The following is a 20,483-nucleotide window of genomic DNA, read 5'->3' as shown; positions in this document are numbered from 1 at the left end:
TTATTGCAATTAGTGTAAAAGAATAACATAGAAAAGGAGTTATCAAAGGGAATGACAGCAAGTGCATCATCAGCAAGATTAGAAGAACGAAAACAACGGAGAAAGCTCAGACAGCAGCGTCCGCAAAGATTGTTCCGCGCATTTGAAATCCCGGTTGCAATTTTGTGGTTGCAATTCATTTTACAGATTTCAACAGTCGGAAAAATCAGTGGAATGTTCCTGCTTTTTGGATTATTATTTGGTATCAGCTACGGTCTGATGCTGGAATTTTTGGTTTCACTGATTCCAAACAGCAAAGTATACGGAATCGTAAAAGCAGTGGTGATCGGACTTTTAGGCCTGATTATGTGTATCGTATATTTCGTATTCGGTAAATTCAACACCTTCTACGATCTCAATACCATTTTTGGAGGAGCCGGCGGAGCGGTTGGAGAATTCCAGAATACCATTATGCGACTGATATTCTGTTTCAACGGAATCGCACATATCATCCTGTTTTTTGTACCATTGATTGTCAATATCATTGCACGCGTAATTCTTACAAAGAAATTCGCAGAAGTTATCTGGAAAGAGAGAATCAATACCATTGTATGCGCAATTGTATTCTATCTCGTTGCATTGCTTTTGGCACGTGCAATTCCATCCGCATGGAATACCTACAAGAAAGAATATAACTACACACACGCAATTGAGCGATTTGGTATCTTTACCGGACTTCGCCTCGATGTCAAGAATTCCATTCTTGGCGGAAATAACGACTTATCATTTGACACACCTGCCAATCCGGCACCGGTAGTGGACAAGAAGAATACAGAAGACACCCAGCAGGGAACCGAAGTAGTGGAATACGGAGACAATGTAACAGATATCGATTTCAACGCACTTGCAGAATCCACAAGCGATGATGCACTTGCTGCACTTGACAAATATGTTGCAACCGTAACCCCGAGTAAGAAAAATGCCTATACCGGAATGTTCAAAGACAAGAACCTGATCTTCATCTCAGCAGAGGCATTCAGTGCACAGGCGATTGATGAGAAACTGACTCCGACCTTGTACCGCATGGCCAACAAGGGATTCCAGTTCACCGACTACTATCAGCCGGAGAGTGCCGGAACCACAGGTGGAGAATACAACAATATCTTTGGTATGTTGCCGACAGACGGTGGTAAATCATTTAAGGTTGCCGCAAACAACTTAAATTACATGACCATGGGCTGGCAGCTGAACAAGCTTGGCTACTGGGGCAAGGCATATCACAACAACACATACACATTCTACGACCGCGATAAGACACATAATACCCTTGGATATTCCGAAGGATATATGGGTTACGGAAACGGAATGGAAAAATATATTCCAAAAAAGACCTGGCCGGAATCAGACCTTGAGATGATTCAGGGAACCGTAGAAGAATATATCAATCAGGATCATTTCAATGTATATTACATGTCAGTCAGCGGACACAGTGATTACACATTCTCTGACAATTACATGGCAAGCAAGCACAAAGACGAAGTTGCAGACCTTGACGCATCTGAACCAATCAAAGCCTATAAGGCATGCAACATCGAACTCGATCTTGCAATGGAGCACCTGATCAAGCGCCTCGAGCAGGCAGGAAAAGCAGATGACACGGTAATCGTAATCAGTGCAGACCACTTCCCATACGGATTGGATGACGGTGGAGATTCCGTAAACATGCCATATCTGTCAGAACTTTATGGACAGTCAATCGACAATGATATTATTCGTGATCAGAACCGTCTCATCATCTGGAGCGGATGTCTGGAGAAGAACGATCCGGTAGAAATTTCCACACCGGTATCTTCCATCGATATCCTTCCGACATTGATGAATCTGTTCGGAATCGACTTTGATTCCAGACTCCTGGTAGGTCGCGATGTATTCTCAGACAGAGAAGCATTGGTATTCAATGTAAGCTTTGACTGGAAGACCGAGTATGGAACCTATATCGCTTCTTCCGGCAAATTTACACCGGCGAGCGACAATGTCGTTTACCCATACGGATACAACGAAGAACAATATATCGACTATGTCAAGACACTCGTGCGCAACAAAATGAAATACTGCTCAGGTGTTCTTGATAATGATTACTACAGACATGTCTTTGGTGAATAACATCAAATCTTGACAAGTAGGCGGGAATTCGTTATAATGCTCTAGTTGGTGCAACCCTATAGTGAAATAGGGTAAGACGAGCGAGAGAAGGAAAAAATATGGAAGCTAAGAAAAACATTTTAACTTATGCTGGTTTACAGAAACTGGAAGCCGAGCTGGAAGACTTAAAAGTAGTCAAGCGTAAAGAGATTTCTCAGAAAATTAAAGAGGCACGTGAACAGGGTGACTTATCCGAGAATGCAGAATATGATGCAGCAAAGGATGAGCAAAGAGATATCGAGGCGCGTATCGAGGAAATCGAGAAAATCTTGAAGAATGCTGAAGTCGTTGTCGAAGAAGAAGCAGACTTGGATAAGGTTTCCATCGGATGCAAAGTTAAGATTTTTGATATTGAATTCAACGAGGAACTCGAGTACAAGATCGTAGGTTCCACAGAAGCAAACAGCTTAAAGGGAAAGATTTCAAACGAATCACCTGTAGGAGCTGCATTGATCGGCAAGAAGGTTGGAGATACCGTAGTGGTAGAAACCGAAGCCGGAGCATTCAGCTATAAGTTATTAGATATTCAAAGATCAGATGTGTAAGATATGAGTGCCGGAAGCGAAAGTTTTCGGCACTTTTTTGGCAATTAAGAAATAGGAAAAGGAGAAACCAATGGCAGAGCAAAACAACGGACAAAATATTAACCAGTTATTACAGGTTCGGCGTGAGAAGTTAGCAAATTTACAGGAAGCAGGACAGGATCCATTCGTTATCACCAAATACGATCAGACGCATCACTCAGATGAAGTCAAGGAACTGTACAATGCACACGAAGCCAAACTTCTTGCAGGTCGTGTTGCTCCAAACACAGACGGCATGGATGAAGCTGAGGCTCGTCAGGTCGTAAATGATGACTACAATGAGCGTCGTGCAATTATGGATGCAGACCCAATCGAGGTCTCTATCGCAGGCCGTATGCTGTTCAAGCGTGTCATGGGAAAAGCTTCTTTTTGCAATATTCAGGACTTAAAGGGCAAGATTCAGGTTTATGTAGCCCGCGATGTTATCGGCGAAGAAGCCTATGCAAACTTCAAAAAGAGCGACATCGGCGATATCTACGGTGTAAAGGGATATGCATTCCGTACCAAGACTGGTGAGATTTCTATCCATGCAGAATCCATGACACTTTTGTCAAAGAGTCTTCAGATTCTCCCGGAGAAGTTCCACGGACTGACCGATACCGATGCGATTTATCGTCAGCGCTATGTAGATTTGATCATGAACGAGGACAGCAGAAACGTATTTGTGAAGCGTTCCCTTATGATCAAGGAAATCCGTAATTTCCTTGCAGACCGCGGTTTCATGGAAGTTGAAACACCAATGCTTGTACACAATGCAGGTGGAGCAGCAGCCCGCCCATTCGAAACCCATTACAACTCATTAGACGAGGATGTAAAGCTTCGTATTTCCTTAGAGCTTTACTTAAAGAGATTGATTGTCGGCGGACTCGAGCGTGTATTCGAGATTGGCCGTGTATTCCGTAACGAAGGTGTAGACACCCGTCACAATCCGGAATTCACATTGATGGAACTTTATCAGGCATACACTGACTACGAAGGCATGATGGAACTTACCGAGAGCATGTTCCGTTATCTTGCAGAAAAGGTATGCGGCACCACCAAGATTACTTACCAGGGAACCGAAATTGACCTTGGAAAGCCATTTGCCCGCATGACCATGACAGAAGCAGTCAAGAAGTATTCCGGTGTGGATTTTGATACAGTAGCTGATGATGCAGCTGCAAAGAAACTTGCCGATGAGCATCACATCGAGTACGAAGATCGTCACAAGAAGGGTGACATCTTAAACCTCTTCTTTGAAGAGTATTGTGAGAAAGAGCTGATCCAGCCGACCTTCATCACCGATCACCCAATCGAGATCAGCCCGCTGACCAAGAAGAAGCCGAATGACCCAACCAAGGTAGAGCGTTTCGAGCTCTTCTGCAACACCTGGGAAATGTGCAACGCCTACTCCGAGCTGAACGACCCAATCGACCAGCGCGAGCGCTTCGCACAGCAGGATGCAAATGCAGCAGCCGGAGATGATGAAGCAGAGCACACCGATGAAGACTTCCTCTACGCACTCGAGCTTGGTATGCCACCAACAGGTGGAATCGGTTACGGACTGGATCGTCTTGCGATGTTGCTGACAGATTCGCCGGCGATTAGAGATGTGTTATTGTTCCCTACGTTAAAAAGTCTATAATTTCGTCGCTCCTTGTCATTCCTTGTCACGCTTCGTCACACTACGGACAAGTATGGACAACGGCATGTAGACGCAAAAAGTCGCGTTTTCTGAGCCGAAAAGTGAGGTCTCTTGAAGCCTCATGTAAGAGTGGAAAAATGCTTCGTGCATCGTCACGGAACGTGATGTAGAGCACGGATTTGGCTGAAACTAAACAGGTAAATTATCCAGAGGACAGCTTTTGGATGGTTTCACAGGCACTTACTTTAGAGAAATCTAGAGTAGGTGCCTTTTTTCGTGCTTGGGGCAACTTGTAAACATTTTTCATTCGAAAGGAGGCTCATGATCATGGCGAAAAGATCAAAGGAAGAGCGGGAGGAAGAAAGAAAAAAGGAACTTCTTCGGACATTAAGAAGAGGACCGGATCTTGACCGGTTCATAGATGAGCAGAAGCGGACTTTTGTTTCTTATGCCCAGGGCGCGAGGATGTATTCCATGAACTATTACTCATTCGTGAAACTGGCAAAAGAAGCAGGGGCGAATATCCGTATTAAGAAGAACGTGGTCATCGATCTGGAGTTGATCGAAAAGTATCTGGAAAACAATTGCGAAGGCGCGGAAGGAGAAATGTGATATGGAAAGAGGAAGATCAAAAGATCCCGGTAAACAGGAGAGACTGGATAATTATAAGGCTCAGTTTAAGAACGGAAAGAAGAAATGGGTTAGATACGATGAGGGCGCGATCCTGTATTCTATGGGGATCCATTCATTTATGGATCTTGCAAATGAAGCTAAGGCAGTCTACCGCATCAAGCGCATCTGTCTAGTGAATACTGAAAAGCTGGATGAGTACATTGAAGTAATGTACGGCGATCCGGAGAGTAACTAAGGAGGGACAAGATCATGTGTAAAGTTATCGCAGTTGCAAATCAGAAAGGCGGGGTCGGAAAGACCACCACAGCTGTAAATCTCGGAATCGGACTGGCTGCAGAGGGCAACAAGGTTTTGTTGATTGACGGGGATCCTCAGGGCTCCATGACGATCAGTTTGGGATACAGGGAGCCTGACAGTCTGGAATATACACTGTCCACTCTGTTGACAGAAGTGATGGAAGAGAAAAAACTTTCTCTCACGGAGACCATCATCCAGCATGATGAAGGCGTAGATCTTATTCCGGCAAATATCGAATTGTCAGCTCTTGAGATCAATCTGGTAAATGTCATGAGCAGGGAAGTCATGCTCCGGAGTATTGTTGAATATCTCAAAGCAGAATATGACTACAAGTACATTATTATCGATTGTATGCCCTCGCTCGGAATGCTTACGATCAATGCCCTGGCGTGTGCGGACAGTGTTCTGATCCCGGTCCAGGCGGCGTACCTTCCGGTGAAAGGTTTGGAACAGCTCATCAAAACCATTGGGCGTGTACAGAGGAGACTTAATAAGAATCTCCGGATCGAAGGAATACTGCTTACGATGGTGGATGCCAGGACAAATTATGCCAGGGATATTTCTCAGCTTGTCATAGATACATACTCGAATCAGATCGGCGTGTTTCAGACCTGCATACCTCTTTCGGTTCGTGCGGCAGAGATCAGTGCAGAAGGATCCAGTATCTATCAGTATGATCCGAAAGGAAAGGCTGCTAATGCGTACCGGACATTAACGGAGGAGGTGTTGGATCGTGGCTAAGAGAGTTGGACAGAAGATAAAAATGACATCCATTGATGAACTGCTCTGTGTTCCATCAGTAGCTGGTTGTGATGAGATCGAGGTTGCTAAGATCCGGCCGTTCAAGGATCATCCGTTTAAGGTCCTGGATGATGAAAAGATGCATGAGCGTGTGGAAAGCATCATGTTAAACGGAGTGTTGGTTCCGGTTACTGTCAGACCGCTTGAAGACGGAAATTATGAAATGATCTCCGGTCACCGACGGTTATTTGCAGTTAAGGAAATCGGATTGGAAAGAATCCCTGCGATCGTAAAGAAGTACGATGATGATGAAGCCGTCCTGGTGATGGTTGATTCAAATCTGCAGAGAGAAGAGATCTTGCCGAGTGAAAAAGCGTTTGCTTATAAGATGCGATATGATGCAATGCGCAGGCAAGGTCAGCGAAATGATTTAACTTCGTCCCGAATTGGGACGAAGTTGCCGGAAGGCCGGGCTGATGATGAACTTGCGGAAAAGGTTGGTGAAAGCCGTGGACAGTTGCATCGGTATCTCCGCCTGGTAGAACTCATTTCTCCAATTTTAGAATTGGTTGATAAGAAAGCCTTGGCACTTGCTACTGCTGTGGAAGTATCTTTTCTGGATAATGAAGTTCAGCAGATGCTTTACGAGTACATGTGTGAGAATGAAATCTGCAAGACATTTCAGATCTTCGCATTGAGAGATTATCTGAAAGAAAATGATACCATCACTAAGATGGAACTCATACGGATCCTGAATGAGAATGCTCCCAAGGATGAAAGCAACAGATTTCAGCAACTCACGATCACCAAGAAGAAATTGCAGGAATACTTCCCACCATTCTATACCAAGTCCCAAATGGAGAAGGTGCTGTTCTCATTATTGGAGGAATGGAAGAAAAATAATGATGAAGCAGGGAGTTGATCATGGTTTTCTGCTTGGATTTGAAAAAACAAGCGGAAAAGCAGAAGTAAGGAGTCGAGAGCGGCTCCTTTTTCTGTTTTGTCGGATATCTCGGATATTTCTTGACATGTAGTCAGTGACTACATATAATATAAACAGAAGCACACGCATTGACTACATGGAGGAGGTGCCTATGAGGAAGGAAATATATAACCTCGAAGGAATCGAGATTGAAGTAGAAAAGTATGACAAAAATGACAAGGATGCTGAGCGTCGTCGCCTGGCTTATTGTTTCAGAATGATCAGGGAAAAGTCTGGTATGAGCAGGACTGATTTTTCTGTGTGGTTGGGCGTACCTTATCGGACCATGCAGGAGTGGGAACTTGGCCGTAGAGCCATGCCGGAATATGTTTTACGTTTGATCGCTTACAAGGTGATGAACGAGCTGCGCGAAGGGAGGATTGGTTAATATGTTCATATTACGAAAACTCTTGAAGGTCTTGTTGTTACCGGTTGCTTTTGTTCTGTTTTTTATAAGATGGGCTTTGGAGGCTTCGGTGAAGCTGACAGAATGGGCAGTAGGGCTGCTAACATTAATAGTTGGAGCAGCTATTATCTATAGCATCGTTATCCATAGGTGGGGGGATCTGTTCCTTTATTCATTGATATTTGCTGGTATCATGGCTATCTTGATGGCAGTAGTTGTTGTTCAGGATTTTTGCAGTTCCATGCTTGAAAAGATAAGTATGTTGTAATTTGTGGGACTCATTTCACATTTTGTATTGCAGCATAACAGATGTTGTGATATATTTAAACGATTTAGCAGGACAATGCTATCTGGACGGGTAGGGGAATCGAAAGGAGAAACTATGTACCATTGGGTTGAAGACAAAGATTTCCTAACACGTGCCTATCATGACTGCGCAGACCTTGTGAACCAGCTTGTTCAAGAACTTAGGAACTATGGGATTGAAGCAAGGATGAATGTCGTTGGCAGTAAAAAACGTAATATGATTACACAGAATGGTAACCAGCCAATTGACTTTGATTTTAATCTTCTTATTGAAAATTCAAATGAATATCCCAACGAAAGAGAACTAAAAGAAGACATCAGAGAAGCATTCAACGAAGTGCTTTCTGCAAATGGATGGGATGACTGTGACGATTCCACATCCGCACTTACAACGAAGCAGATGGCGTTTAAGAAAGGAAACAAGACACCTTTTTCGATTGATGTGTGTATAGTAAAGCAGGATCGCTATGGACTGCATAGGCTCATTCATCGAAAGACCGGTTTCGTAGCCTTAGATCAGTGGTATTGGAATCTTGTTCCTAACTCACGCGATCTCTGGGAGAAAGAAGATGCATTAAAGCCGGATTATTGGATGGATGTTCGCGAGACCTATTTAACAAAGAAGAACCGATATCTGAGCTGGCAACAGATGGATGAGCATCCTTCATTTGATTGCTATATTGAGGCAGTAAATGAGGTGTATGAAAAAGTAAGAAGGGGCGTGTTGTAAAGATGAACAAGGACATGACTGTTCCCTGCGAAGACGGAATTATCAATCTCCGCGTTGGAGCGATCATTATGATGAACGGAAAAATACTGATGGTTGGAAATGATCGGGCAGATTATCTTTATTCCGTCGGTGGACGTATTAAGTTTGGAGAAACTTCCGAAGAAGCGGTAGTACGAGAAGTCTTTGAAGAAACCGGCGTAAAGATGGAGGTTGACCGGTTGGGTTTTATCCATGAAAATTATTTTTATGGAGATGCTGCATCAAATATGGGAAAGCTTATATATGAGGTTTCATATTTCTTTTATATGAAAGTACCGAAGGATTTTGAACCGGCATGTATGAGCATGACAGAAGATGATCATGAGGAATTACTACGCTGGATAGATGTAAATGATCCGATAAAGTATTACCCTGAATTCTTCAGAACAGAACTGTTGCATCCGATAGAAGGAGTAAAGCATTTTGTGACGGATGAGAGACCTAGGGAAGATTAACTTCCAGGATAACGTTCCATTAAGGTTGATGACTTTATTGACGATATAAAAGATAAGGTGAAGTCTATTTGCTTTGGTTGACCTTGTCAAGGAGGACGGATTATGCAGATTACACGAGATAACTATGCAAGTACTCAGAAAATGATAAATCAAATGCTCGGAGGGACGAGTAGTTCGCCAGATCCGTATGGAACGGATTATGGTAATTATTCATTACGCTATACACCGACGAATCGTCCGTTTACAAAACCGAATTGGAGTAATATAGCAACGAAGCAGAGTTTTCCTGCCATGTCTGAAAAAGAGTTTGATTCTGCGATAAGAGAGCTTGCAAGAAAAGAGTTTTCATCTGATAAAAAGGATCACAAAGCTATACAAGGACTGATGAGAAAATATCAATCTGTTGTAGCACCTGATAGAAAAGCTATTTATGAAGATAGCATGAATAAAACCGGCGGTAAGATGAACGCAGCGTGTATGTTTTGGAATAGCAAAGGTGATAAGAGCTTTGCATATCATCCTATTACAGGAAGATGGTCTGTCTTCCCTACAGAAGAGGAACAGGATCGTACCCGTCAGTTTTACTCAATCTACAATGATGAATTGAAAAGACTTAATGACGAGTATGGCGAGAACGCGCGTGGGAAGATTTCCATGAAACAAATAGCACAGGGTTCAGGCGAATTAACGGGAAGTAATTCTTTACAAAATGGAATTGGTAATTCGATTGATTATTCCTTATAGGATAAAGCCAATAGCGATTCGAATACCATATAAGAAAGCGGAAAGAACCTATGCGGGTTCTTTCTTCTTGTTGTAAGTTATTTCGGAAGATAATAGCCGGTGGAAAAACGAAAAGATAAAGAATTCTCAATAGTCGAGATTTGCATAAATCCTGATATTCTCGATACGATGGATAGCTTCTTTAGTAATCCGATGCTAACATGAAGGCATAAACATTGAGGAGGTGCCTATGGATAAGAAAAAAACAGGTCAGCTTATTAAGGAAGCCAGAAAGAACAAAAATTATACTCAAAGTGATTTGGGGGATATGCTTGGAGTAACAAACAAGGCAATATCCCGTTGGGAGAACGGAGACAGTTTTCCCGATATAGGTGTTTTGGAAGAACTTGCCAATATTCTTGATCTTAAAATACAGGATTTGGTTACAGGAGAAATACAAAGTGATGACAAGTCATATGATGAAATTGCGATTACTGAAATAGTACGATTTGCCAAAACACAGATGTGTGAAAAGAGGAGAAGAATATTTGGAAATCTTGTGTTTATAGCAATTCTTGTGTTTGCAGTCATATCCGGTATAGCAGGAATGGGAAGTTCTGATTTGTTATATTCAGATGCTTCACGAATCGTATATTACGCTTTACTTGCATTATCGCTTGGGCTTATTGTATGCGAAGGTGCTTATCATGGGAAAGAAAAGTTAAATAAATGGAGTGGTGCCAGTTACCGTAGTCTTGCAGCATTAATATCATTTGTATGGTCGGTAGTCATGACTATAGCTGTTTCAATCCTTGTTACGAATGGGATAATTCCCTTTGGCATGAAAATGGCTTCTGTTGGGCCATTCATTATGACACAACTGACGATCATATTCATAATAAATGTTTTGTTAATGGTCTTTGAACTATTCAGGTGGAGCAAAGGAGCCGGTCTTGTTCATACAGGTTACATTATCAGCATAGGAACAATGTATTTATGTGCTTTGTTTGGGGATCTACTCCATCGGCTATCAGATATAGACGGCTTTTATAGAAATATAGTAGAAAAAACCATTGTGGTAATGTTAGAACTCGTGATAGCGATTTTAGCAAGCAGGATCTTATGCAGAAAAAAAGATATATCAGAATAAATAATGAGCATGTTAAAATCTTAATTGTGTGGTAGTTATAAATACCATAGAACATAAAACCGGAATATAAAATGACATAGCATAATTGAATATTGTTACCACAGACGGTGGCGAACGATCTTAAAAGATTATTCGTCCCCGTCTTTTTTTATCCATAAATCGCCGGAAACGGCAAAAAAAGAAAGGAGATTTTCAAAATGGAACAGCAACAGATTTCAGCCAAAAAGCTGAAGGCAATGGAGAAGGTGAAGCGAGCCAATGCGGAGCTTGCCAAAGTGGTGCGTGAGGAAAAGGAACAACTCAGAAAGACACAGGATCGACACAAGTACATGATGGGCGGGTGTGTAGGGAAATACTTCCCCGAAGCTTATGACTTTAGTGAACAGGAAATGAACCGGATCATAGCGTGTGCTTTTTCACTTAAAGATGTGAAGAATATGATCAATACGGTCTTGAAAGAGCGACCGGATCCTACGGTAAGTAACGATGAAGAGGAGGCAGAAAACGATGATTCTGATTCTGATGAAACCGAAGAAAATGATTCCGAAGAAAGTGACGATGACGAGGGCGGAGAAGCCTAAGGTCTTTCACCGAGATTTTCTCGGTGCGCACAGATATACCACCAGAGGTGGTACTGCGCGTCCTGCCGGAGGCGTCCTGCGGACAGCTGTTGTCTGCCACGGGCAGCCAAAAGGGGAAGCTACACTTCCCCTTCGGTGTGCGAGGCACACCTACCCTATTGTGTACTTTGCGTCTGATGAAGCTCTAAAGAGCAGAGTTTCACCATCCACAAAGTCTGCCCTGCGACCCATTCACTATCGCTACCCGTTAAGGTGTAGGAAAGTGAGGTGTCGGCATGGCTGTTAAAAACATAAGTACCCGCATGAAAATATGTGGCAGGACGGCAAAGTGTACCGGGGGTCACTCTGCCGTTGAGCAGTCCGGTTATATCAGCCGAGAAATCATGTATTCCGAGTATGACGGTAAAACATATTATCCGAAGTATGCCGAGGACTTGGTTCATAATGAAGTGCTACTTCCCGAGAACGCACCCGAGGAATATAAGGATCCGAAAAAATTATGGAACTCTGTCGAGATGTTCGAGAAGAAAGATGATGCGCAGCTTGCAAGAACTTGGCGAATTGAACTTCCGAATAATTGGACATATAAGTTTGCGATTATGTTTTTACGGGAGCTATGTAAGAGGCTGTTTGTTTCAAAAGGTATGTGCGTGCAGTTTGCCATCCATGATTCTGAAAATGATAAAGGTCAGCGAAATCTTCACGCTCATATCATGCTCACCATGCGGAGCATTGACGAGCAGGGACATTGGATGCCGAAGCAGAAGAAAGTATATCTCACCGATGAGAACGGAGAGCGCATTCCTGTTATTGATGAAAAGACCGGACAACAGAAGGTTGATAAGCGTAACCGAAAGCAATGGCAATGTACCACAATCAAGACCAACGATTGGGACGATAAGAAGTATGGAAAGTTGTGGAGAAAGGAACTGACGGACGCTATCAATTCTGCCAATGCAGAGCTTGGAATGACGGAGAACTTTTGGGAGTATCGTTCCTTTAAGGAGCAGGGACTTGATATCATTCCGCAGATTCATCTTGGAGAAAAAGCAAGTGCTATGGAGCGTGCCGGAATTAAGACAATCCGAGGCGATATCAATCGGGACATCATAGCGAGAAATGCAATCATAAATGCTGCCCGTGCGGCATATGAAAAAGCCAAGGAAGAACTTGCGGAAGTTGTGGCTATTCCGGTCACTGCTATTAAGACATTCAAGAGTGAGATCGTTGATATGATCCGAAAGATGGCGGAGCGCAACAATAACCGTCTGACACTTCCCGTCATGAAGGGTAAGTTTATCGGTGCCGTTTCTGATCGTGCCGCTTTGCAGGACAAGGCAAAAATGGAAGCCTATGTGCAGAGCAAAGGTTGGACTACCTTTGATGAAATGCAGGCTGACAGGAAAGAACTGAAAGCAAATTATGAAACGATGGAAAAGAGCAGGAGCGATATGACCGAGCGTATGTCTTATCTTCAAAAACTTCTTGATTTCAATGATGAATACTATGAGCCGTATCATAAGTACAACATAGAGTATTGGAAGTTGAAAGGTGCTGAGGATAAGAACGGTAAGCCTCTTGGGTTCTTTAAGAAAAGCCAAGCCGAAGAATATAAGAAACAGCATCAGGCACAGCTTAACAGTTTCAAGATGTATAAGAGCGCACTCAAAGATATGATCAAGGAGCCGGACAAAAAGATTACCCCTAAAGCATGGAAAAAGGAGCTTGATGGTTTGAAAGAAAAGTATCAGCAAACCGAGCGACCTTTATCTGATGCAATCATCAATCTTGCCAAGATGGAAGTGCTTAGCTACAACAAGCGGTATCTTGAGCAAACGCTTCAGAACGAGAGAAGCGAGAGAAACCGGACACACATCAGAAACAGAGATCAGATACTGTAAACATGAAAAACATATTGAGGAGCAAAAGGCATGATTATCAAAGCGGTAATCGTGCCTTTTCTTTTCGGAGAGGAGGATTATGGAGAATACCGAACAGAAATACAATGCCGGAGGATCCTTTGAGACTACCATCGGCAAGACACAGTATGAAGTCGTTATGAACTTCAAGGAAGAAGGCATGAGTATGCAGGAAAAGGCACTCAGAGCCGTAAAAGAGGGCGTTTCCGAGGATAGCAAGCCTGCATAACATATTGCAAATGATAGCAATATGTTCTTGACAAAACGCTTCCAAATGGCCCTTTTTTTTGAAAGTGGGGTATGTTACATTAGAATCAGAATAGTTGGAACGAGGAACTTGGTAAATGTACCAGGTTCCTATTTTGTTACAAAAAATCTAAAGAAGAGAGCAGATTGAAGACAGGAAAACACCTGTCTTCTTTTTTGCGCAAAATTTCTGCAGATTCAGATCATATGTGTCCCATATGTATTTTGAACGGGTGGAAATAAGAATTTTTTAGTAATTGGTTCTGACTCGTTCCAAATAGTAAATGAAGGGATAAAGAAAAATTCTTCTCGGTTTAGTAATGGGTGATTTTTCAACCCAAATGATATATAGAAGCAAAAAAATTTGCGGAAATTTTAGTAATGAGCTTAAAACCACCCCATATGTATAGTGAGGGGAAAAATAAGCCGGATTTTTGGATAAATTTTTTCGGCATTTAGTAATCAGTTATTTTTGAACCTAAATGCATTGTGAGAGGAAAAAAGCTTTTTTTCTGACCAGAGGCAGACGTGCCTCACAAAACTATAAACAAATGATACCAATTCGTTTGACTGCAGCAAGGGTGATTGGGGAAAGGATAACAATGAGTGTAGAAGAAACATTAAAGCATATCGGTACCTATTGGGATATTTACCGGTATTTGGGACGAGAAGAGCGTTCCTTTGACGACATTAAGAAATACTTGATGAAAGAGTGTGACAAACCGGAATCCACAGCGAGAGCCAATATCAGTGGGTTTAAAACTGCGAGAGATACCATTATCAAGATTTCACAGGATGGTAAGTCTGTAAGTGTGGATCCGCAGAAGTGGAATGCCCTCTTTTGGACAATGGATGAGCGAATGCATTTCACGGAGTATGATGACCGGGCGAATGAGCTTAAGGAAGTCTTTGATGCATATTATGAAGGCGTTGAAGAAAATGCTGATTTGTCGCAAGAGCTTAGGGAACTTGAAGAGGAATTATCGAAAGAACAAAGGAAGCATCAGGTTGATGTCGAAGAATGGAAATCGAGGAATGAGGCTTTACAGGACAAAATCAAAGACTGCGAATTAAAGAATTGTTACCAGCAAATCTACTACATGGATCGACTTTTAAATCCGCCAAAGGTAGAGGTTCAGGAAGCATTTACTCCAAATCGCTATGAATATGAATGCGATGTATACGAGTATCTTCGTAGGAATCATTATCCGGAGGATGCGAAGGATGTCGTTTTGAAAAATTATTACAAGAAATATGCGACTCTTCATGAGGAGGAAATCGCAGAGATGAAAAAGCATTATGAGGATTACAAGTCCAAGAAGTATGGGCCTCTCGGTAAAGTTATTATGTTTATCGTCTGCATGTATCGAAGATTTATCGGCAAGCGATATGAATGGGCGATTCGACATTTCCTAATTAACGATATCCGGCGAGAGTTTGCCAGAGAGATGTTAGATAGAAAATGGTTTATTGCTTCGAAGAATGGTAAGTATTACACGCGTTATCAGATTGTTCCGCAGAAACAGTTACAGGAGCTTTATGTAGAAGTTGAACGCATTAGAAAGGCATATGAATCAACTTATGGTCCATTGGACCATAAGCCTGAAAATGAGCCTACAGGAAAGGAGGCGGAGTAAATGGAAAATCGATATTTGCTTAAAGATGATAAATTGAACAATTTCATACCGATTCCGCTTTCTTTGTTGGATTCAAAGCTCAGCAGTACCACGTTGCTTGTGTATGGTTGTCTGCTTGGCCGTGGCGTATTATCTCAGAGAAATGGATGGTATGACCAGAATGGCGCTATATACGTCCGATATACGGCGCCACAGCTTGCTAAAGATCTGGGTAAAGGGAAATCCACAGTGAAGGCATCCTTGAAGGAATTAGAGTCGGCAGGTCTGATTGAGAGAAGACGGATGGGGCTTACTATGACAAATATTTTTATTAAGGTTCCATGGACATCTGAAAGCGGTCAGTATTCTGACCACATGGGACAAAAATCTGACCTACATAAGCCGGAAAATAATACTTACAGAGGTCAGAATTCAAGCCCATCTGAGGTCAGAAAACCGGACCCTAGTAAATATAAGAGAGTAAATAAAACATTTAATAATAGAGAATATATTGTTCGGGAAGGAGAGAGCTTTTGATGGAAAATCAGAATTTGAAAAAAGAAACATATATCGCTGAAGATGGCTTACTGTATTGTGCTAAGTGCCATACGCCATGTGAAAAGGTTCTCCCTCATCCATTGGAGAAGGGGAAGCTCTGGCGTGTACATTTGATGTGTCGGTGTGAGCGTGAAGCCTATGAAAGGGAAAAAGCGGAGCGTGAGAAACAAGAATTTGAAGAGAGGGTTCAACGAAATCGTATGATTTGTTTTCACGAGAAAGAAATGTATGGTTGGACGTTTGCTAATGATGATGGAAGCGTTCCAGTTATGGAGAAGGCAAGGGCATATGTAGAGCATTGGGAAGATGTGAGGAAAAAGAAGATTGGCTTAATACTTTGGGGCGAAGTCGGTACAGGAAAGACCTTTATTGCGGCAGCAGTGGCAAATGCATTACTTGACCAGGGCTTCAGAGTTCTGATGAAGGATTTTACGGAAATTAGCAATATTTCAGCTTTTGATGCAGATGAATATGTTCGTTCCTTGTCTTCTTATGATTTGTTGATTCTCGATGATTTGGGAGCAGAGCGCACAAGTGAGTTTGCGATGCAGAATGTATTTAATGTTGTAAATCGCAGATGGGAATCCGGAAAGCCACTCATTGTTACTACGAATAAGACAGTAGATGAATTAAAAGGCGTAGAGGATTTGACTTTAAAGCGTATTAATGATCGTATTCTTGCTATGTGTACGCCTATCTATGTGGGTGGAAGTAGTAAGCGAAGGGTAAAAGCGGACGAAAACTTTAAAAACTTAGGAGTAATATTTGGAAAAGGGGGATTCAAACATGAGTGATCAAAAAAAGCAGAATCTTGCAGATCCAAAGATTCGCAAGAGATTTGTGACATATAAAGAAGCAGCTGAATTATATAGCATGGGGCTTACACGTGTACAGGAGCATGCAAAGATTGCGGGTGCAACCTACAAAATGGGAAATAAGGTTCTTGTGAATACGGATATATTTGAAGCTTATTTGGAACAGTTTAGAATCCCCGGAGATTATGAAGGAATGGCAAAGAAGTTCACGCCGGAACTTGCAGGTTTGTATCATTGATTTGTGGGGAATCATTGAGAATGTTTATGGGATGCTATATACTAATAGCATCCCATATCGTTGGTGAACTTCTTTCCTTTCAACGAAAGGAGAGATTGTTATGGCAAAAGCAAAAGTAAAGCAAAGGAAGGATAATAAAGGCAGAGTCCTTCAGAAGGGAGAGAGCCAAAGAAAATTGGACGGGATGTACATATATACTTATGTGGATCCCTACGGAAAACGTTGTTATGTATATTCAAAGGATCTTTTCACTTTAAGGGAAAAAGAAGAGAAGCTGGTAAAGGCACAGTTAGATGGCTTAGATTATTATGTGGGTGGCCATGCTACAATCAATATGGCGTTTGATAGGTATATGTCTACCAAGTATAATCTACGAGCAACCACAAGATCTAACTACATTTACATGTTTGACAGATTTGTTCGGAATGATTTTGGTAACAAGTTTTTAGCTGACGTAAAGTATACGGATGTAAAGCTGTTTTATTATCATTTGTTGAATGATAAGGGAATTGCTATTAACACATTGGATTCGGTCCATACGGTATTGCATCCATTATTTGATATGGCTGTTAGAGATGATGTTATAAGAAAGAATCCGACAGATGGTGTGATGGCTGAGATCAAGCGAAATAGCGGGAAGAACAAGGGCATCAGGCATGCTTTGACTGTGGAACAACAGAAAGCGTTTATAGATGCTGTAAAGTCTTTCCCAGAGTATTATCATTGGTATCCGTTGTTTGCTACTCTTCTCGGAACCGGAATGAGAATCGGAGAATGTACGGGCCTTACATGGAAAGACATTGATTTCAATAAGAGAAGCATTAGTGTTAATCATTCGGCTACTTACTATACGCGAAATGGAAAAGCCAGCTTTGGAATTTCAAAGCCAAAGACGGAAGCAGGTATTCGACATATTCCGATGATGGACACGGTATATAATGCTTTGAAAAATGAGTATGACAGGCAAAAGCGAGATGGCTTTTGTGCATATGAGCTAGAAGGATATACGGGGTTTGTGTTTTCAAACAAATTAGGAACCTTGCATAATCCTCATTGCGTTAACCTGGCAATTAAAAGAATCTATGAAGCGTATAATGCGAAAGAGATTATTGATGCCAAGAGACAAAGCAGAGAGCCGGTTATCATTCCACATTTTTCTTGTCACTCACTCAGGCACACATTCTGTTCGCGTCTTTGTGAGAGCGACATGAATATCAAAGTCATTCAAGAAATCATGGGGCATAAAAACGTAGAGACAACATTGGATATTTACACTGAGGTTAACTTTAATAAGAAGCAGGAATCATTAGAAGAATTAGCTAGCAAGATGGATTTTTTCTAATATGTAATTAACTTGGGAAGAAAGTTCATTTTTCGAATGATTTAGCCACTACAACAAATCACTATGAGGTACAACGCATGGTACAACAAAATAATAATTTTGCGTAAATTGGTGTGGTGTGATGTGAAGAGTAAGCGATTCCTCTAACCCTTTGATATAAAGCGAAATACTGAGATATGAAGAGGTACTATAAAGTATTCCCTACTTTAAAGAAGTCAGAACTAGCGTTCGATTATTAAAGACATTTCAATTAGTAGAAATACTAATCGGGATGTCTTTTTTGTTTTCTCAAACCTTACAAAAATCAAAAGAAAGGAAGTGAGGATGTGGGAAGAAAAGAGGTTAAGCCCCCACAGATTGATTATCTCAAAGAGTATGCAGTGCCGAGATTTGTTACTGAAGAATCGATTTGCGAGAAATACGATTTGCCTGGTGTACAGTGCCGAAAAACACAAAATATCAATTTGAGAACGCAAATTATCAAATTAGATTGATATATTGCGTTATGATGAAGGAATATATTAAAAGATAACTAGACAAAATTGGCGCGTTAGAGTATATTATAGATATAACAAGACAAAGGTGGCGTTTTATGTTAAACAAATTTAGCGTTGTAGAATATCAGAAACTGATAGGAGAAAGAATAAAACAATATCGTGTTAATGCAGGGGTATCACAGAAAGATTTAGAGAGCGAGTCTGGAGTATCTATTCGAAGTATATCTAGGTTAGAACAGGGGGCTTCGATTCAGCTAGAAAGTTTAATCAAAATATTGTCAGCCCTTAATTTGGAGGGCAATATTGATTTACTTATTCCGGATCAAACAAAAAGACCGTCTTTTTATCTAAACGATAAGGATAAGCCAAAGCAGCGTGTTCGTAAGAAAGAAGAAAGCACAGGTACGTTTAAATGGGGAGATGAAGAATAAATGAATACAACAGCTGAAATATATTTATGGGGAACAAGAGTAGGAATTATACATCAAGATTTGGATAAACCATATGCATCCTTTGAATATGATGAGAAATTTTTGAATAGCAATATTGAAATATCACCGATAATGATGCCTTTAAGCAATATTGTATATGAGTTTCCTGCACTTTCTGGAGAACCATTTTTTGGAATGCCAGGATTGGTAGTAGATTCACTTCCGGATACGTTTGGAAACAAAGTAATAGAACAATGGCTTGCATCACAAGGTAAATCAATTACCGATTTTACTGCAATTGACAGATTGTGTTATATAGGAAAACGAGGAATGGGCGCACTTGAATATGTGCCTGCCAGTTCAGAAATAAGTGATATTAATGAAAGTATTAATGTTTCAGAAATGGTAAAGTTTGCTTCTGATGTATTAAATAAGCGAGATTCAATTACTCTAAATGCGGAAGATGCATTAACTTATTCGCAGTTAGTACAAGTGGGAAGTTCTGCAGGAGGAGCACGTGCGAAAGCATTAATTGCTTGGAACGAAAAAACAAATGAAATTAAATCTGGTCAGCTTAGTTTAGATAAAGATTTCGATTATTGGTTGATGAAGTTTGATAAAGTATCTAGTAATGGAGATCACGGATTAGAAGATGTTCCAGAATATACATTAATTGAGTATGCATATTACAAAATGGCTTTAGATGCGGGAATTCAAATGAACGAATGTAGAATTTACTCAAATGCAGGTGAAAATCATTTCATGACAAAGCGTTTTGATCGTGTTGAAGGAAAGAAAATACACATGCAATCATTGGGTGCAATGGCACATATTAGTTATAAGGAACCACGATTGTGTAGTTATGAAATGGCAGCGGCATATATGCGAGAAATGAAATTGCCGATGATGGATATAGAGCAATTCTATAGCAGAATGGTCTTTAATTGTATAGCAGTAAATCAAGATGATCATGTTAAAAATATTTCATTTTTAATGGATAGAAATGGTAAATGGAGACTGTCACCAGCATATGATATTACGTATTCCTATGACATTACAAACAAATGGTTGAGTGCACATCAGATGACTGTTAATGGAAAAAAGAGTGATATCAATCTTATTGATTTATTAGAGGTTGGTGAAAAGATGGGACTTAAAAAGAAGAAATGTACAGATATAATTTCTAAGATAAGTCTTGTGGTAGCTGATTTTGAAAGATATGCGAATGAGGCAAATATAAGAGAAAAAACTTATACTGGCATCAAAGAAATACTGAATCAGAATAAAATTGAATTGTAGATTTTATCATGTGAAGGCTGCGTAGGAATCATTTTATACTACAAGTCCAATGACAACTTACAAATCCTCCCTTAGAATTATTTACAGAAA

Annotated in this window: 23 protein-coding genes; all 23 read left to right on the top strand. The window is 41.0% G+C overall.

Annotated elements, in window-relative coordinates:
• Positions 1 to 51: 51 nt before the first annotated feature.
• A complete protein-coding gene (locus tag CSX02_RS01480) occupies positions 52 to 2,142 on the top strand; it encodes an LTA synthase family protein (protein WP_099385367.1) in 2,091 nt (696 codons plus the stop codon).
• A gap of 98 nt (positions 2,143 to 2,240) precedes the next feature.
• The gene (greA, locus tag CSX02_RS01475; protein WP_099385366.1) at positions 2,241 to 2,726 is read left to right on the top strand and encodes a transcription elongation factor GreA; all 486 of its coding nucleotides are present in this window, start codon (positions 2,241 to 2,243) and stop codon (positions 2,724 to 2,726) included.
• Positions 2,727 to 2,796: 70 nt separating this feature from the next.
• Complete coding sequence (gene lysS, locus CSX02_RS01470) at positions 2,797 to 4,389, top strand: lysine--tRNA ligase (RefSeq protein WP_099385365.1); 1,593 nt, start codon at positions 2,797 to 2,799, stop codon at positions 4,387 to 4,389.
• 327 nt (positions 4,390 to 4,716) lie between these two features.
• A complete protein-coding gene (locus tag CSX02_RS01465; protein WP_242970392.1) occupies positions 4,717 to 5,001 on the top strand; it encodes a DUF6462 family protein in 285 nt (94 codons plus the stop codon).
• Position 5,002: 1 nt separating this feature from the next.
• Positions 5,003 to 5,257 carry a DUF6462 family protein gene (locus tag CSX02_RS01460; protein ID WP_044959236.1) on the top strand — a complete coding sequence of 85 codons (255 nt, stop codon included), beginning with the start codon at positions 5,003 to 5,005 and terminating at the stop codon, positions 5,255 to 5,257.
• Between the two features lie 14 nt (positions 5,258 to 5,271).
• Positions 5,272 to 6,060, top strand: a complete 789-nt coding sequence (locus CSX02_RS01455; RefSeq protein WP_099385364.1) for a ParA family protein — start codon at positions 5,272 to 5,274, stop codon at positions 6,058 to 6,060.
• Positions 6,053 to 6,982, top strand: a complete 930-nt coding sequence (locus tag CSX02_RS01450; RefSeq protein ID WP_189281274.1) for a ParB/RepB/Spo0J family partition protein — start codon at positions 6,053 to 6,055, stop codon at positions 6,980 to 6,982. The genes CSX02_RS01455 and CSX02_RS01450 overlap by 8 nt, the downstream gene beginning before the upstream one ends.
• A gap of 172 nt (positions 6,983 to 7,154) precedes the next feature.
• Positions 7,155 to 7,430 (top strand): helix-turn-helix domain-containing protein, encoded by a 276-nt coding sequence (locus CSX02_RS01445; RefSeq protein WP_022784743.1) that lies wholly within the window; start codon positions 7,155 to 7,157, stop codon positions 7,428 to 7,430.
• Between the two features lie 88 nt (positions 7,431 to 7,518).
• Positions 7,519 to 7,716: a hypothetical protein gene (locus tag CSX02_RS01440; protein ID WP_143248114.1), complete on the top strand. Its 198-nt coding sequence runs from the start codon at positions 7,519 to 7,521 to the stop codon at positions 7,714 to 7,716.
• 114 nt (positions 7,717 to 7,830) lie between these two features.
• Positions 7,831 to 8,484 (top strand): hypothetical protein, encoded by a 654-nt coding sequence (locus tag CSX02_RS01435; protein WP_099385362.1) that lies wholly within the window; start codon positions 7,831 to 7,833, stop codon positions 8,482 to 8,484.
• 2 nt (positions 8,485 to 8,486) lie between these two features.
• Complete coding sequence (locus CSX02_RS01430; protein ID WP_099385361.1) at positions 8,487 to 8,978, top strand: NUDIX hydrolase; 492 nt, start codon at positions 8,487 to 8,489, stop codon at positions 8,976 to 8,978.
• 102 nt (positions 8,979 to 9,080) lie between these two features.
• A complete protein-coding gene (locus tag CSX02_RS01425; protein ID WP_099385360.1) occupies positions 9,081 to 9,722 on the top strand; it encodes a hypothetical protein in 642 nt (213 codons plus the stop codon).
• A gap of 229 nt (positions 9,723 to 9,951) precedes the next feature.
• On the top strand, positions 9,952 to 10,851 hold the full coding sequence (locus CSX02_RS01420) for a helix-turn-helix domain-containing protein (RefSeq protein WP_099385359.1): 900 nt from the start codon (positions 9,952 to 9,954) through the stop codon (positions 10,849 to 10,851).
• Between the two features lie 197 nt (positions 10,852 to 11,048).
• Entirely contained in the window at positions 11,049 to 11,432 is a 384-nt protein-coding gene (locus tag CSX02_RS01415; RefSeq protein ID WP_099385358.1) for a hypothetical protein, read from the top strand.
• Positions 11,433 to 11,707: 275 nt separating this feature from the next.
• A complete protein-coding gene (locus CSX02_RS01410; protein ID WP_242970391.1) occupies positions 11,708 to 13,333 on the top strand; it encodes a MobA/MobL family protein in 1,626 nt (541 codons plus the stop codon).
• Between the two features lie 79 nt (positions 13,334 to 13,412).
• Positions 13,413 to 13,580: a hypothetical protein gene (locus tag CSX02_RS13470; RefSeq protein WP_189281273.1), complete on the top strand. Its 168-nt coding sequence runs from the start codon at positions 13,413 to 13,415 to the stop codon at positions 13,578 to 13,580.
• A gap of 619 nt (positions 13,581 to 14,199) precedes the next feature.
• Positions 14,200 to 15,234 carry a hypothetical protein gene (locus CSX02_RS01405; protein WP_099385357.1) on the top strand — a complete coding sequence of 345 codons (1,035 nt, stop codon included), beginning with the start codon at positions 14,200 to 14,202 and terminating at the stop codon, positions 15,232 to 15,234.
• Entirely contained in the window at positions 15,235 to 15,750 is a 516-nt protein-coding gene (locus CSX02_RS01400; protein WP_099385356.1) for a replication initiator protein A, read from the top strand. It begins immediately after the preceding gene.
• Positions 15,750 to 16,565 carry an ATP-binding protein gene (locus CSX02_RS01395; protein WP_099385355.1) on the top strand — a complete coding sequence of 272 codons (816 nt, stop codon included), beginning with the start codon at positions 15,750 to 15,752 and terminating at the stop codon, positions 16,563 to 16,565. Before CSX02_RS01400 ends, CSX02_RS01395 begins: the two co-directional genes overlap by 1 nt.
• Positions 16,558 to 16,824, top strand: coding sequence for a DUF6462 family protein (locus CSX02_RS01390; protein WP_099385354.1), 267 nt, complete (start codon positions 16,558 to 16,560; stop codon positions 16,822 to 16,824). The genes CSX02_RS01395 and CSX02_RS01390 overlap by 8 nt, the downstream gene beginning before the upstream one ends.
• A 100-nt stretch (positions 16,825 to 16,924) precedes the next feature.
• Positions 16,925 to 18,166 (top strand): site-specific integrase, encoded by a 1,242-nt coding sequence (locus CSX02_RS01385; protein ID WP_099385353.1) that lies wholly within the window; start codon positions 16,925 to 16,927, stop codon positions 18,164 to 18,166.
• A gap of 592 nt (positions 18,167 to 18,758) precedes the next feature.
• Positions 18,759 to 19,094, top strand: a complete 336-nt coding sequence (locus CSX02_RS01380; protein ID WP_099385352.1) for a helix-turn-helix domain-containing protein — start codon at positions 18,759 to 18,761, stop codon at positions 19,092 to 19,094.
• Positions 19,095 to 20,393 carry a type II toxin-antitoxin system HipA family toxin gene (locus tag CSX02_RS01375; protein WP_099385351.1) on the top strand — a complete coding sequence of 433 codons (1,299 nt, stop codon included), beginning with the start codon at positions 19,095 to 19,097 and terminating at the stop codon, positions 20,391 to 20,393.
• Positions 20,394 to 20,483 lie beyond the last annotated feature (90 nt).

Source organism: Agathobacter ruminis, from assembly GCF_002735305.1.
GTDB classification, from domain to species: Bacteria; Bacillota; Clostridia; order Lachnospirales; family Lachnospiraceae; genus Roseburia; species Roseburia ruminis.
This window is presented reverse-complemented; position numbering and strand designations above follow the sequence as displayed.